12 protein-coding genes and 1 tRNA gene are annotated in these 14,856 nt (G+C 60.3%); 8 read left to right on the top strand and 5 right to left on the bottom strand.

Going from position 1 to position 14,856, the window contains the following annotated elements; all coding sequences use genetic code 11:
* Positions 1-1,990 (bottom strand): Hsp70 family protein (locus tag GY725_02425; GenBank protein ID MCP4003030.1); only part of this gene is annotated, 1,990 nt, incomplete at its 3' end.
* 104 nt (positions 1,991-2,094) lie between these two features.
* Between GY725_02425 and GY725_02420 the strand changes: the two genes are divergently transcribed.
* Positions 2,095-2,170, top strand: a tRNA-Ala gene (locus tag GY725_02420).
* A gap of 6 nt (positions 2,171-2,176) precedes the next feature.
* On the opposite strand, the gene GY725_02415 is transcribed toward GY725_02420, so the two are convergent.
* Positions 2,177-3,244 (bottom strand): hypothetical protein, encoded by a 1,068-nt coding sequence (locus tag GY725_02415; GenBank protein ID MCP4003029.1) that lies wholly within the window; start codon positions 3,242-3,244, stop codon positions 2,177-2,179.
* A gap of 29 nt (positions 3,245-3,273) precedes the next feature.
* Complete coding sequence (locus GY725_02410) at positions 3,274-3,555, bottom strand: hypothetical protein (protein ID MCP4003028.1); 282 nt, start codon at positions 3,553-3,555, stop codon at positions 3,274-3,276.
* Between the two features lie 220 nt (positions 3,556-3,775).
* On the opposite strand from GY725_02410, the gene GY725_02405 reads away from it, so the two are divergent.
* Positions 3,776-4,714, top strand: a complete 939-nt coding sequence (locus GY725_02405) for an NTP transferase domain-containing protein (protein MCP4003027.1) — start codon at positions 3,776-3,778, stop codon at positions 4,712-4,714.
* Positions 4,715-4,745: 31 nt separating this feature from the next.
* Positions 4,746-5,705 carry a folate-binding protein YgfZ gene (locus GY725_02400; GenBank protein ID MCP4003026.1) on the top strand — a complete coding sequence of 320 codons (960 nt, stop codon included), beginning with the start codon at positions 4,746-4,748 and terminating at the stop codon, positions 5,703-5,705.
* A gap of 4 nt (positions 5,706-5,709) precedes the next feature.
* Here GY725_02400 and GY725_02395 read toward each other — a convergent pair whose 3' ends face one another.
* A complete protein-coding gene (locus tag GY725_02395; GenBank protein MCP4003025.1) occupies positions 5,710-6,060 on the bottom strand; it encodes a hypothetical protein in 351 nt (116 codons plus the stop codon).
* Positions 6,061-6,217: 157 nt separating this feature from the next.
* Here GY725_02395 and GY725_02390 point away from each other — a divergent pair, with 157 nt between their 5' ends.
* The 5 genes from GY725_02390 to glnA all read left to right on the top strand — a co-directional run bounded on the left by GY725_02390 (position 6,218) and on the right by glnA (position 12,108).
* Positions 6,218-6,784, top strand: coding sequence for a DUF2064 domain-containing protein (locus tag GY725_02390; protein MCP4003024.1), 567 nt, complete (start codon positions 6,218-6,220; stop codon positions 6,782-6,784).
* A gap of 478 nt (positions 6,785-7,262) precedes the next feature.
* Positions 7,263-8,657 (top strand): carbohydrate porin, encoded by a 1,395-nt coding sequence (locus GY725_02385; GenBank protein ID MCP4003023.1) that lies wholly within the window; start codon positions 7,263-7,265, stop codon positions 8,655-8,657.
* Positions 8,658-8,683: 26 nt separating this feature from the next.
* Positions 8,684-10,096, top strand: coding sequence for a porin (locus tag GY725_02380; GenBank protein ID MCP4003022.1), 1,413 nt, complete (start codon positions 8,684-8,686; stop codon positions 10,094-10,096).
* 198 nt (positions 10,097-10,294) lie between these two features.
* Positions 10,295-10,633 (top strand): P-II family nitrogen regulator, encoded by a 339-nt coding sequence (locus GY725_02375; GenBank protein MCP4003021.1) that lies wholly within the window; start codon positions 10,295-10,297, stop codon positions 10,631-10,633.
* Positions 10,634-10,683: 50 nt separating this feature from the next.
* Entirely contained in the window at positions 10,684-12,108 is a 1,425-nt protein-coding gene (glnA, locus tag GY725_02370) for a type I glutamate--ammonia ligase (protein MCP4003020.1), read from the top strand.
* A 339-nt stretch (positions 12,109-12,447) separates the two neighbouring features.
* On the opposite strand, the gene GY725_02365 is transcribed toward glnA, so the two are convergent.
* Positions 12,448-14,700 carry a methyl-accepting chemotaxis protein gene (locus GY725_02365; protein MCP4003019.1) on the bottom strand — a complete coding sequence of 751 codons (2,253 nt, stop codon included), beginning with the start codon at positions 14,698-14,700 and terminating at the stop codon, positions 12,448-12,450.
* Positions 14,701-14,856: the final 156 nt, after the last annotated feature.

Genomic DNA, 14,856 nt, shown 5'->3' with positions numbered 1-14,856 from the left:
TCTGGGCTGCGTTGAGAAAGTCATCGAGTGGATCGTGTTCCGCGATCGGCGGCTCGACCTGGTCGACGGGCTCATCGAACTTGGGCACGGGGAAGTCATCGACGGGTTCGTCGAGTTCGGGCAGTGCCGGTTCATCCGCGCTGGCCGTGTCGGTCTGGGCTGCGTTGAGAAAGTCATCGAGTGGATCGTGTTCCGCGATCGGCGGCTCGACCTGGTCGACGGGCTCATCGAACTTGGGCACGGGGAAGTCGTCGACGGGCTCATCGAACTTGGGCACGGGGAAGTCGTCGACGGGCTCATCGAACTTGGGCGCGGGGAAGTCATCGACGGGTTCGTCGAGTTCGAGCGCCGGAGACTCGTCGAGTTCGGGCAGTGCCGGTTCATCCGCGCTGGCCGTGTCGGTCTGGGCTGCGCTGAGAGAGTCATCGAGCGGATCGTGTTCCGCGATCGACGGCTCGACCTGGTCGACGGGTTCGTCGAACTTGGGTGCTGGAGGTTCCGGTGCGGCGATCCTGCGCTGCGTATGGACGCGGCCGATAGGCTGGCTCGTGCTGCCGTTTTTCGGCTGAGGGGGCGGATCTGAAGCTACCGGTGGCAAGCTGTGCGGATCGAGTGTGTACATCGATGGCTGGGTTGGATCGTCGTCTACCTGGGGCTCTGAAACCTTTGCAGCACCGCCCGCTTCGGCCGCTGCGAGAAGGGCTTCGAGTCGATCGGCCAGTGCCTTGTTGTCGATCTCAGCTGTGCCCAGATCTGCGATCTCGTTGACCAGCTTGCGGGCGACCGAGGTCTCCTTGACTGCGACTGCGAACGATTCCTTCGCTTCGTCTTCAGCTTCCTGGGCGAGATCGTCGGAGACCAGCGAGTAGGCGTACAGAGCGGCGCCCATCGCCACGACTTCGTCTGGATTGATGTCTCGGCGCGGCTCTTTGGCAAACAGATCACGCACCACCTCGCGGACTGCCGGCATGCGACTCTGACCGCCGACCAGCAGAACTTCGCTGATTTCGTTGACCGAGATGCTGGCTGTCTGAAGACAGCGCTCGCATAGCTCGCGCGTTCGCGCGATCAACGGTGAAACCAGCTCGGCCACCTTGGCGCGTGTGATCGTACGGGAGAAGCCCGGCCGTGTGCCGTCGTCGAGCTTGGTCAGAAACGGGAGTTCGATCTGTGAAGTCTCGACCTCGGTGAGTTCGACCTTTGCCTTTTCTGCCGCTTCCCTCACGCGTTGGCGCGCGGCGCGGTCTTCGCCGAACCCCTGGCCGAACTCGCTGGTGAATTCGGCTTCGAGCCACTCGGCAATCTTGAGGTCGAAGTCCTCGCCCCCGAGGTACGAGTCGCCGTCGGTTGCCACTACCGAGAAGGTGTTTCCTCGGGCGCGCAGTACCGTTACGTCGAAGGTGCCACCGCCCAGGTCGTACACTGCGAGTGTGAAGTCTTTGGCCTTTTTGTACCCGTATGCGAAGGCCGCGGCCGTCGGCTCGTTCACCAAACGCAGGACTTTGAGACCGGCGTCTTCAGCGGCCAGCATTGTCGCCTTGCGCTGTACGTCGTTGAAGTGCGCGGGTACCGAGATGACCGCTTCGCCGACAGGACTGCCGAGGGCGGTTTCTGCGATCTCCTTGACCTTGGCCAGGATCAGCGTGGAGACTTGAACGGGTGAGAGTTCTTCATCGCCGATCTGGAGAACGACGCTTCCGAGCCGGCTCTTCTTGATCTTGTACGGAAGCTGCTCTGCGGCCTCCCGCACTTCCCTGGAATCGAAGGCGTGGCCGATCAGTCGCTTGATTGCGATCAGCGTGGACTGCGGATCCGAGACCGCGTGTCGCTTGGCCGGGGCGCCCACCAGGACTTTGCCGTCCTTGAAGCCCACACACGACGGAACGATGCCGCGATTGTCCCCACGCAGGACTTCCGCACGCCCTTCGCGGACAGCAGCGACACAACTGTTGAGGGTGCCCAGATCGATTCCGATGACATTCCGGCTCACGCTCTACATATCGGCAGTCAGACGGTGGACTTGCCGTAATCTGGGCGCGAACGGCGCTCGCACTTGTTCAGGGACCGGTGGGGCTATACCGTACGGGATCTTCCGGGGATGTAGCTCAGCTGGGAGAGCGCTGCGTTCGCAACGCAGAGGTCGGCGGTTCGATCCCGCTCATCTCCACCAAATTCTCTAAGTGCCCGGTTTCCCTGCGTTTTCGATCAGCTTCCGGAGCGGTTTGGCAATTGCCGCTGCAATCAGCCGATAGCCCTCGGCGTTGGGATGGCGCTCACCGGGGAAGCGGATGCGATCTTCATCACCGCGGTAAGGCCGGAAGACTGGCTCGAGATCGTAGAATGCGAGCCCCGCCCGCTCGGCTTCCGCCTCCACCAGCGGGGCTACCCGCCCGTGGAACTCGTCGCGATAGCGAGCCAGGTCCTGCACATCCGGCAAGAGCACGACCATCCCGCGGGCTCCGATCCTACGCGTGAGGTCGCCGATTTCCTGAATTGCTGCCGCGGCTGTCTGCCAGCCCCGTGCCCCGCTCCGGTAGCCGACGGTCCAGTCGTCTTCCAGAATGTCTTCTGCGCCCTGATCCACGTACCCCAGCTGTTTTGACAGGGAAACGCGCAGGCTCGCGGTCTTGTGTTTGAGCATCAGGCGGGTGCCGCGAATGAACTCCCGCAGGACCAGTTTCCGGGGAAATGTGTAGATCTCGAGCAACCACGGATGGATCTCGCGCAGGCGATTGTAGCGCTCGTACTTGCGCAGCTTTGCGTGCGTATCGTTGACCGGGTAGAACGCGAGCAGGACCACATCGGGTTGATATCGCACGCCCTCCACGCGCAAAAATGCGGCTTCCTGACGCGTCGAGTACCCGACCACGCCCGTGTTGATGACCTCGACAGGATCGTCCGGTCGCGCGCTGTTCAGGATTCCCTCGAGCAGGCGTGGATAGCTCTGCTCTTCCTGCAGGCGGTAGCCGAACGTCAACGAGTCACCCAGGACCAGCACGCGCGTCTTTTCCGGTGTGCGCTCGTAGCCGATTTCGGGATTGCGAAGCCCCCTGGAATTCGTGCGCACGTCGATGCCGAATTCACGGCCTTCCCAGTTCGGACGCATGCGTTTACCGACGTCTGGATCCAGCCGGTAAAGATCGGGCTCCGGCAGGAGATCATTCCCGGCCAGGCGCAGCATTCCCTCGCACAGCGCAAGTGCGACCAGGATCGAAACGAACAGCGTTCCCAGATTCTTGATCACGGGCGCGATACCAAAGAAGGAGGGGCCGTTCAGACTTCCTGCAACATCACGATTTCGGGCGCTCCGTCGAGCACGCCGACGAACTTCGCTCCGTGGGCGCGGAGATTCTTGCCGTGGATCGCGAAGGCTTCTTCATCCACGTACTTTTCGTAGAAGATGAAGACCGTGGGATCGTCGACTCGCTGGTGAACGGTATAGGCGGTGGTGCCGGCTTCGTTCTTCAAGCAGTCGCTGGAAAGCTCCTGAAAAAAGGCCGTGGCCTCCTCGATCTTGTCAGCCTTTACCTTGATCGTCGCAACAACGCTGGGCATGGGATCTCCTTCGGTCCGCACGAAAGCGTGCGGACCGAAGTCTGCACGAAATCCACCGCGCTTGGCAAAGAGCTACCCAGGCCCTGCACCCGCCTTGCCTTCTGCTGAACCGCTCCGAGCGCCACCCGCAGGTCTGCCCGCCCACCAATAGGGGGGGGATCGCTGCGGGATTGCCGGCGACTCCCGCGCGGCGGTATGCTGAGAGTATCAGGAGGAAACCATGGGCGTTCAGGCGGTTCTATTGGCGGGCGACCGCGGAGCCAGTCGCTCCGTGCGCGGCCGCAGCAAGGGCTTTCTGGATATCTGCGGCAAGCCGATGCTCGTGCACGTGCTCGAGAGTTTGTTGCACACGCCCGAAGTCGACGAAGTCTTCGTGGTCGGCAATGCCCCGCGGATCGAGCGTGCGATTCACGAACACGGTTGCCTGACGCTCGCGGCGTCGCTCGGCCGTCCGATCCACGTCATGCCACAACGCGACTCCTTGTACGAGAACGTCTGGCACGCATTCCTGCGCACCCTGCCCTCTCCGGATCCCGATCCAGAACATTCTATCCTCGTGGTGCCGACCGATATTCCCCTGGTGGTTCCCGAGGAGATCTCGCGCTTCATCCAGGACTCGGAAGCTGCCAAAGTCGACTATGCACTGGGGCTCACACCCGAGGTCGCCCTCGCGCCCTATCTACCCAGTGAAGATCAACCCGGTATAGAGATGGCCTGCTTCCATCTGGCAGAAGGTCTGTACCGCCAGAACAACCTGCACTATGTGCGTCCGCTGAAGATGGGAAATCGACACTACATCCAGGATGTGTACGAGAACCGCTATCAGAAAGAAGTCGGCTCCCTGCTGGGACTCGGATGGCGCATCCTGCGCCGCGAGTGGCGGAATCTTTGGGTGCTGTTCTTCTACTCGTTGATGCACCTGGGGCTGCTCCTGGATCGCCGTGGCTACCGCAAACTCGCCGATCGGGTGCGCTCGTGGGTGAAGCTCGAAACGGTCGAACGCGGTATCGGAGCCATGCTGCGAACCGACTTCAAAGCGATCACCACGGGCCTGGGTGGCGCTGCGCTCGACATCGACAATGATGCCGACCTCGAGGTTGCAGAGAAGATGATGGGCCGCTGGAAAGCGTATCAAGCCAAGCTGGTGCGAGCCGCCTGAAGCACGCGCCACACCGCGCTATCTTTCGCGTGTGGCGACCCCCCGATTCGAAGTTTCTGAAGCAGACCTGCTGGGCACCCTCGCCGGCTCGACGGCCGCGTGGTTTACTCCCGCCGGACGTGGGACGGTTCGCGTGACGGGCGGTGACCGCGTGCGCTTTCTCAATGGAATGTTGAGCAATGATGTGGCGGGGCTTTCGGCCGGGCAGGCGTGTGAGGCGCTGCAACTGGACCGCAAGGGCCACCCGATCGCCGACCTGAGCGCGTTGGCATTCGAAAACGAGATCTGGCTCGATGTGGCAGCGGGCGCCGACAACGCGCTCCTGGAGATGCTCGAAAAGCACATCATCGCCGACGACGTGAGGCTCGAGACTCTGTCTTCCGGATTCGATCGCCTTTCACTCGAAGGCTCTGGCGCCCGAGAAAGGCTTCAGGCCGTCGGTGTATCCGCACCCGAATTCGGCGCTTGCGTGCTTGTCGACTGGCGCGACGCGCTTCTACTCGCCTATGGCGGGGGTTCCTTCACCCAACAGGGTGTGCGTCTCCTGGGTTCATCAGAGCAACTCGATGGGCTGCGCGAGGCCCTCGAACTGCCGCTCCTGGACGCTGCCCAATCCGAGGTGCTGCGGATCGAAGCCTTTGTTCCCGCCTTTGGAATCGACGTGAGCGGGCGCAATTTTCCTCAGGAAGCGAGGCTGGAAGCCCGCATTTCGTTTACCAAGGGCTGCTACGTCGGCCAGGAGATCGTCGCGCGCATTGCCTCGCGGGGTGCGGTCAATCGCTTGCTCGTGAAGATCGCGGCCTCAGGACCGACTGTGGCGGGGGACGAGATCCTCGCAAAGGGGCATGGGGTCGGTGAGGTCACCAGTTCGACTTTCTCTCCTCTGAGCGGCCATCTCGCGCTGGGCTATGTAAAAACGGCCAGTGCGGCACCCGGCTCGCCGCTGGAGATCGCAGGTCAATCCGCGCAGGTGCTCGGACCGCCTGAATGAAGCGCTATTGCCGCTCGTAGCTTCCCGAGAGCGCCTGCCAGCGTCCTTCCCGGTGTTCGAAAATCAGGTCGAACGCGTAGATGACCGCGCCCGGAGGCAGGGAGCGGTCGGGTTCGATGGCTGTTTTTCGGACGAACGAAAGCCACGCCTGTACGCGTTTGCGTTCCCCGTCGGCCGGTTCGATCGAGAGATTCTCGAGTCGGACGCCGATCTTTTCACCGCGTAGCAAGAACGTTTCAATCACGGCCTGGACATCCACGAATAGCAGCCCGTCTTCAGACTCGAATTCGTGGGAGATGTGATCGATCACCGGTCCAACCGCGCGTTCTTCGACCGATCGCACGATGTGCCGCACGGTTTCTTCGAGCGGGACGTGTCGCGAAGGTGCGACCTCCTCGCTCGAGCACCCGAGCGGCAAGCCAGAGCACGCGAAAAGTCCCAGCCACAGCCAGAGGGTTCTTGCACGGGCGCATCTCGTGTGTTGCTTCACTGGGATGGAATATAGTCCCTCCGTGAGTCGCCGCATTCTCGCCTTTCTCGCCAAGCAGCCAATCCCTGGAACCGTCAAGACTCGACTTGTTCCCTCATTCTCGCCTAAGCAGGCCGGAGATTTCTACGAGGCCATGCGGCTCGATATCCTCGAGCAATACCGGAACCGTACCGAAGATCGGATCCTTTGGTACTGGCCCGCCTCGTCCCGCGCGTGGTTTGAATCTCGTGCGGCCTTTGGCGCGCGCCTTCTCGTGCAGAACGGAGACAATCTGGCCGCACGTATGGCGGCACTTTTTCGGGTACATGCGGAAGAGGGCTACGATCGGATTGTGCTACCGGGTACCGACAGCCGCACGCTTCCAGCGGAGTATGTGGGCCGAGCATTTCAAGCGCTGGAACACTCCGATCTGGTTCTGTGTCCGGATCTGGACGGTGTGTACAACCTGATCGGTGCGCCGAGTATGCGACGCGCTGCTCGAGATCGAAATGAGTACGGCAGACGTGCTGGTGCGCACACTCGAATGCGCGCGATCGCTCGGCCTGAACAGCGAACTTCTGCCCGCGCATCACGACGTGGATACGATTGAAGACGTCCGAAGACTGGAACGGACAGCGCGCGTGGACGGATCACCGCGCACGCGAGCGTGGCTGACGGCGAACCCGATGGTCGGGAGTCGACAGACCCGTCCCTAACTCGTTTTAAGAACGGCGAGAGAGTCCTTGGTGTATGCCCCTTGTACACTGTGACATTCTGCGTATGTTTAGCGGCTCTCGTGGTGGATCCGATTCGAATCCCCACGGTCTAGTGCGTTCGCGGTTCTCCCCCCTAGGAGATTCGAAACGTGATGCTTGTCATGCGCCGGGCGGAAAATCCGCCGGCCGTACGAAACACCCCGAAGGCTAGTTTTGCCTCGATGTGTTTCCCCTACGCTTTGTGCGCGGACAACGACACGCCAACGGCATCAAAACTGCAACAGCACGTTCTACAGTCGTGTGTTCTCAAGATGAAGAACAATACGACCAGGCCTGAAGGGTCGCTTCCGCGATCCAATTGAAGGAGGGGCTATGAAGATCAAGTATTTCCCGTTGGCGCTCGCAACCGCGCTATGCACGGTGGCTTTTGCGCCATCCGCGCTCGCGGCTGACGACGACGTCGCGCTGATCCGGGCACTGGAGCAAAGGCTCCTCGCAGCGGAAGACAAACTTCAGGACAGCGAGGCGACGATCCGGGCACAGCGCGATCTGCTCAGGAACTCGGCAATGCCTGCCGTTTCTCAGGGCAGCGGACTCGACGCCTTCTTCAGCAAGCTCGAAGTGGGCGGCCATCTGACGGCTTCGTACGTGTACGCGGGAGAGAATCCGCGCCAGAACACGAAGGGCACCGGCAGCCCGGCGCCGGTCGGATCCCAGCCGCTGTGCATGTTCAATTGCAATCACAATACGTTCACGCTCGATGCGGTGAAGCTCGAGATCGGTAAGTCGCTCGACGGACCCGGTACCGCCGGTTTCCAGTTGGACTTCCTGTTCGGGCAGAACGCCGCCATCCTCGACGCCTACACCGCGGGCCTTTCCGGCTACACGACTGCCCGAGGCGGGTCCGACACGGACTTCTTCATCCAGGAGGCCTACGTGGCCTACGACCTGAATGGGACCGAGCTCACCTTCGGTAAGTTCGAAACGCTTCTCGGTTTCGAAGTTCTCGATTCTCCCGCGAATCCGAATATCAGTCACGGGATCCTCTTCACCAAGGCCATCCCGCTATTTCACACGGGTCTCCTGGCATCCGGTGAAATCAACGAGAACCTCGGTTGGGCCGCGGGCGTAACCAACGGTTTCGACAACGCGATCGATCTCAATGACAACAAGGGCCTGCTCGCCCAGATCCGCTACGGCGCAGGTCCATTGGCCACGTCCGTGCAGGCCTATTACGGCGCCGACAACGCTTCGGTCTCCACCGGAGCGGTCGTCAATGGCACGACTCGGCACGGAAGTAAGGATGACGCCCTGATCATCGACCTCGTCTCTACGTACACGGCGTCCGACGATCTCAACTTCTGGCTCAATATCGACTGGGGCGAGCAGGAGGATCTGTCCGAAATCGGAGGCGGCTTTGAAACCGCTCAGTGGTGGGGTGTTGCGGTCGGCAGTGCGATCGACCTGAGCGACAAGCTCAGTCTCGCCCTCCGCGGTGAGTACTTCGTGGACGAAAACGGATACCGCCTCGGCTTCGGCCCGACAACGGGTGCCAAGACGGATATGAATGCCTACAGCCTCACCGGGACATTGGGTTATGCGCTCACTTCCAACCTCTCGGCTCGCATGGAAGTCCGATACGATCGTCTCGACGCGAGCGGTTCGATCGATGAGGTCTTTCCCACGGGCAACACCTTGGGGGCGTCTCCGAACATGGAAGAAGACGGTGTGACCGGCTACTTCGAAGTCTCTTACAGCTTCGATTGATCAGTGCGAGCTACAGGAGGAAGCATATGAGATTCAAAGTACTCGTACTGACCGCCGCACTTGCTGCAGTCGTACTGGGACCGCCCGTCGCGCAGGCTGATGAAGCCGCAACAGCGCGTCTCCAGGCGCTCCAGGAGCGATTGCTGGCGCTCGAAGACAGGATCGACGAGCGGCAAGAGGCGATCGCGGTCAACAGAGATTTGCTGGATCGGCACGTGGAATCTGCACCGGACGTCAGTCAGGGCAGTGGGCTCGACGGATTCTTCAGCGGCCTGGAAGTAGGGGGGCATATTGCGGCCTCCTATGTCTGGGCGGGCGAGAATCCGAGCAAAGGCACGAAGGGCACTGGCAGCCCGGCTCCGACCACCACGCAACCGATGTGCCAGTTCAACTGCAATCACAACACATTCAGTCTCGACGCCGTAAAACTCGAGATTGGCAAACCGACTAACGGTTCCGGTACAGCTGGCTTCCAGTTGGATCTGTTATTCGGGCAGAACGCCGCGATCCTCGACACCGGTACAGCAAGCCTTTCGGGTTACACCACTTCTCCGGGTGGATCCGATACGGACCTCTTCATTCAAGAGGCGTACTTGATGTACAACCACAACGGCGTGGACTTTCTCTTTGGAAAGTTCGAAACACTGCTGGGTTATGAAGTGCTCGACTCAGTCGAGAACCCGAACATCAGCCACGGCCTGCTCTACACCTGGGCGATTCCGCTGCTCCACACCGGAGTGCTGGCTTCGGGCCAGTTCAATGAGAACCTGGGCTGGGCCGCTGGTGTGACCAACGGCTTCAACAACGCACTGGACCTGAACGAGAACAAGGGAATCCTGGCTCAGCTCCGCTACGGCGGAGGACCGTTGAGCGCCTCGCTACAGACCTACTACGGTGCGGACATGGCAAGGCAGCCTCCGAGCTTCGGTCCGGCGAGTACGGTCAATACGACCAGCGAACGTCAGACCGACGATGCCCTGATCGTCGATCTGGTCGCTACCTACAAAGCCTCTGACTCCCTGAATTTCTGGCTCCAGGCCGATTGGGGAGAGCAGGAAGACGTGGCCGGATTCGTAGCGACCGACTACGACGATCGCATCTGGTATGGCGCCGAGGTCGGGACCCAGATTCAGTTGAACGACAAACTGAGTCTCGCCCTGCGCGGCGAGTACTTCTTCGACGAAAAGGGCACGCGGACCCTGAAGCAGACGGAGAAGTTCCCGGCTACCGAGGACGCGGTCTTCTACAGCCTGACTGGAACTCTGAGTTACGCGATGACGCCCAATCTGACCACCCGCGCCGAAGTCCGCTTCGATCGAGCGGACTGGTCCACGGGAACCGACAAGATCTTCCCGTCTGGTACGACCACCCCTTCGGTGTCCGACAACGAGGAGGATGCCGTCACGGGTTATCTGGAGGTCTCGTACAGCTTCGACTAGTCGAAAGCAGCGAAAACGGGGGTGCCCGGAGCCCACCTGTCTCCCGAGGGGCCTTCGCCACGGTACGGCGAAGGCCCCTCTCACTTTGCGCCCGATACCTCGTGGGGCGGGGCAGTATTCGCTACTGAGAAGCCCCTGTAGTTTGTGGTATAAGGCTTGGCACTTGCCTATCGGAAACCCGGGAGAGAGGTCCGCCCCATGCAAAAAGTCGAGGCGATCATCAAACCGTTCAAGCTGGACGAGGTCAAAGACGCCCTCAATTCGATCGGGATCCAGGGCATCACGGTCTCAGAGGTCAAAGGTTTCGGCCGTCAGAAAGGCCATACCGAGCTCTACCGCGGCGCCGAGTACGTCGTGGATTTCCTACCCAAGATCAAAATAGAGATCGTCGTTCCCGACGATCTCAGTCCAAAGGTCGTCGAAGCCATTCAGAGCGCCTCGAATACGGGTCGCATCGGTGACGGCAAGATCTTCGTGCTGCCCGTCCTCGAAGCTGTACGAATCCGCACCGGCGATCGCGGCGAAGACGCTATCTAGTTCCTGTCTTCCGGGCGCCAAGCAGCGCCTCCAACCCCCTCGGAGGGACCATGCACAACGACCGAACCCCCAAGGACGTGCTCGATTATGCTGCCGCTGAAGGCGCCAAGCTGCTCGACCTGAAATTCATCGACTGGCCGGGACAGTGGCAGCACGTCACATTCCCAATGCACGAACTCGACGAGTCCTCTTTCGAAGACGGGTTTGGTTTCGATGGGTCGAGTATTCGCGGCTGGAAGAGCATCGACAGCAGCGACATGTTGATCATTCCGGACCCGACCACCGCCTTCATCGATCCGTTCTGCGACCACACGACGCTCTCGATGATCTGCGACATCGTCGATCCGATCACCCGTGAGTCGTACTCGCGCGATCCGCGTCACATCGCCCAGAAGGCGGTCAACTATCTCAAGCTGACGGGCATCGCGGACACCGCGTACATCGGTCCCGAGGCCGAGTTCTTCATCCTCGACGACGTGCGCTACGCCACGAACGAGAGAGAGAGTTACTACATCATCGATTCCATCGAGGGTCGCTGGAATAGCGGTCGCGATGAGGGTCCGAATCTCGGCCACAAGCCGCGCTACAAGGAAGGCTACTTCCCGGTCTCACCCGCCGATTCGTTCCAGAACCTGCGCAGTGAGATGGTTCTTCAGATGGAGGACCTCGGACTGCATATCGAGTGTCAGCACCACGAAGTCGCCACCGCCGGTCAGGCAGAGATCGATATGCGTTACAGCCCGCTCGTCGAGATGGGCGATATGCTGATGCTCTACAAATACTGCGTGAAGAACGTGGCCAAGAACGCCGGCCACACAGTTACGTTCATGCCGAAGCCGGTCTTCAACGACAACGGCTCGGGCATGCACACTCACCAGTCGCTCTGGAAGGACGGCAAGCCGTTGTTTGCCGGGAATGAGTACGCCGGCGTATCGCAGTCCTGCCTGTACTACATCGGCGGGATCCTGAAGCACGCCCGTTCGCTGGCCGCGTTGACGAACCCGACGACGAATTCGTACAAGCGGCTGGTTCCGGGTTTCGAGGCTCCGGTGAACCTGGCCTATTCCAGTCGCAACCGCTCCGCTTCGATCCGCATTCCCATGTACTCGGCCAGCCCGAAGGCAAAGCGCCTCGAGGCCCGCTTCCCGGATCCGACCTGCAATCCCTACCTGGCATTCTCGGCCATGCTCATGGCGGGGCTCGACGGTATCGAGAACAAGATCGATCCGGGCGAGCCGATGGACAAGGACATCTACTCGCTGAGTTCCGAAGAGCTGGAGAACATCCCCGTGATGCCCGGCAGCCTCGAAGAAGCCCTCGACTGCATGGAAGACGATCACGACTTCCTGTTGAAGGGAGACGTCTTCACCGAGGACGCCATCCAGACCTGGATCGGTTACAAGCGCGAGAACGAGTGCCAGCAGGTCGCGCTGCGACCCCATCCGCACGAGTTCGAACTCTACTACGACATCTAGTCTGAGCCTGCTAAGACACCTTTGATCTGAAACGAGTGAGGGCCAGGCGCCCATCCGTTCCAAGTTGTAGTTACGACACAACAATTTGGGCGTATGCGCGATGACCCTCGACGACAAGGTACAGGCTTTTCGGCTTCGCCCCTTCGCGCAGGTCGAGGAACTCGGCAACGTCTCGGAGGCCTGCCGCCAGGCCGGGATCTCGCTCTCATGGCCGCAAGCACCGTCTATCGCTGCTTGCGGCGATACGGCCTCGGCACCCTGTGACCTTGTCTGCCTCGACTGCAGAATGCTCTTGGGTGCAGCTGGGCATCCATTTCTGGCACAGAGTGTCTCTTGCGGCTAGACGGAATAGCGAGACACCAGGTCGTCGAGTTGCTGCGCCACGCTAGCTAGCTCGCTCGCAGACGTATCGACCGACTCGGCCCCGCCCGTGACGTTACGTATCGCGGAGGCCACGTCCGCGATGCTCCCGGAAACGTCAGCCACCCCGTTCGAAGCTTCTGCAGTCGTTCGTGCGATTTCGTTTGAGCCAATCGCGAGTTCGTCAGCATTCTTGGACGCCGCGGTTACACCAGCCAGAGTCTCTGCGACCGATCCGTCAACGAGTTGTGCACTCTGCGCTGCCGAGGCCACAGACTCCGAGATTTCTCCAGCCATCTCGCGTTGCTGCTCGATCGATTGCGCGATTCGTTGAGAAATCAGGTTGACCTCGTTGGAGACTTCCACAATACCGGTGATCTTCGTCTCCGCTTCGCGGGTGCTCTCCTGGATGGCTTCAATCTTCCCTCGGATCTCGCCAGTTGCGACGGATGTCTGCCGTGCAAGTTCCTTGACCTCACTCGCGACGACGGCGAAGCCTCGCCCGGCATCGCCTGCCGATGCTGCTTCGATGGTTGCGTTGAGTGCCAGCAGGTTCGTCTGTTCTGCGATGTCGTTGATTGCGCCCACGACCTTCCCGATGTCGTTTGCAGCCTCCGTCAGAGACTTCATCGAGCGGCTCGCCTCACTTGCTGAACCGGATGCCTGCGATGTGATTACCGCGGCTTGCTCGGAATCTTCCGAGACCTTTCCCAGAGATGTCGCCATTTCCTCGACCGACTTGGACACCGACTGCACGTCGCGCGCCATGGACTGCGAACTTGCCGACACCTGCCCCATGTTCGTCGATATTTCCTCGACCACTACAGCGACGTTTCGGATGTTGCTCGAAGACTCTTCAACAGCGCTGGCCACAGTCGCAAGGTTCTGGGAGAGTTCTCCGGTCGTCTCCGACACACTACCGGCCTGCTCGTTCATCTGTCCGCTACTGCTCGCCAGCGAGCCAGCAACCATCGTGAGTGAAGAAGCTGAGCTGCTCAGTTCCTCACCCCGCGCCTTGATGGAGCCGATGCTCTCCCTCAATGAATCGAGCAGCACGCCGAATTCCCTCGCCATTTGGCCAATCTCGTCACCCGAAGTTACCGCGGGAGTGCGCGTCAAATCGCCATGGGCGGCACTCTTGATGGAAGAGAGCATCTCGTTTACGGGCCGTGTGAGGCTGCGAGCGAATAGAATGGAGAACATGATTCCCCCCAATGCCGTAGCTGCGAGGAGCATCAGAGCTGGACCTTGTACCAGCTTGACTCCCGAAGCCAGATCGCTTGTCGCGACGCGAACAAGGGCAGACCATCCGAGGCCTGGATAACCCAGTGCTCCCGAAGAATGGACGAACCCACCGAGTTGTTCGATTTGCTTGCGTGCGTGCGTGCTGATCAAGTACCCGGACCCTCCTTCGACAGCAGACTTTGCAATCTCGACATCCAACTCGGCGAGATTCTTTCTCAAGAGAACGTCGAAGTCGTGAACGATCTCCTTCTCGCCAGTCCTGTAGGGGTCGTAGTCGACAAGGAATGTGCCGCTTCGATCGAGTAAGGTGATCTCGATGTTCGGGATATTGAGTGAGCCAGCGAAGCTGTCGTAGCTCGAGGCTATGATCTGCTCGACGAGTCTGAAGTCTGCCAAGTTGTGCCAGATGGCTATGACCTTGCCGGACTCATCTCGAACAGGGGCGGAGTAGCTGACGGCCAGCAAGGTGTCGTCTTGGTAAGCCCTGGCTACATCGCTGTTTCGCTCGACATCGCGGACGACCGTACCCGTGACGCCTTCGCCCTCTGTAAAACGACCGGCTAGAGAATCCTTGAACCAGCCCTCGCCAGCGTAGTTCTTTTTGTAGAGCCACCGTGTGTCGACTGGTGCACCGCTCGCGTCGCGTGAGTTCACCGCGATGACACGACCATCTAGATCGGTGAGGAGCATCAACAGGTAGATATCGTATCCCTTCACATATGCGTTCATTGCATCTGTAATCGGGTTCTTCTGCTCGGCGGTCTCGTACCAGCTAGCGCGGTCATGGACCACCTTGTTGAGGGCAAAAGCTTGAACGTCTCCGTAGCGCTCGAACAGATTGCGCTCGATCTTGTCCACCATGTCTGCTGTGGAGTTGCGGATCAGGCTCCCTATCTGTTCGGTCGTGTTGTCGAGCGCAAACATCATCACGACGATCGAGCTGGCCGGAAGTAGGCTGAAAAGGAGCAGCGTCACAATGAGCTTCATGCGTAGTGTTGTAGTGCGGTGAGTGCTGGAGCGGAGCAATTTCAGTCCCTTCGTTCGCAATGCCATACAGGAGCACTCTGGCCATGTGGCCGGAAAACCCAGAAGTTGCGATGTGTAGGGTATCGGCGCCTCGAATTACAGCTGGAACGCAAATAC

This window comes from bacterium, assembly GCA_024226335.1.
Taxonomy (GTDB): domain Bacteria; phylum Myxococcota_A; class UBA9160; order SZUA-336; family SZUA-336; genus JAAELY01.
The sequence above is the reverse complement of the archived record's forward strand: the minus strand, read 5'-3'. Positions and strand labels throughout refer to the sequence as shown.

Bases quoted from the DNA above. Each gene is read 5' to 3' on its own strand.
- GY725_02410 (MCP4003028.1), bottom strand. From the start codon at position 3,555: ATGCCCAGCGTTGTTGCGACGATCAAGGTAAAGGCTGACAAGATCGAG.
- GY725_02405 (MCP4003027.1), top strand. From the start codon at position 3,776: ATGGGCGTTCAGGCGGTTCTATTGGCGGGCGACCGCGGAGCCAGTCGC.
- GY725_02385 (MCP4003023.1), top strand. From the start codon at position 7,263: ATGAAGATCAAGTATTTCCCGTTGGCGCTCGCAACCGCGCTATGCACG.
- GY725_02380 (MCP4003022.1), top strand. From the start codon at position 8,684: ATGAGATTCAAAGTACTCGTACTGACCGCCGCACTTGCTGCAGTCGTA.
- GY725_02375 (MCP4003021.1), top strand. From the start codon at position 10,295: ATGCAAAAAGTCGAGGCGATCATCAAACCGTTCAAGCTGGACGAGGTC.
- glnA (MCP4003020.1), top strand. From the start codon at position 10,684: ATGCACAACGACCGAACCCCCAAGGACGTGCTCGATTATGCTGCCGCT.
- GY725_02365 (MCP4003019.1), bottom strand. From the start codon at position 14,700: ATGAAGCTCATTGTGACGCTGCTCCTTTTCAGCCTACTTCCGGCCAGC.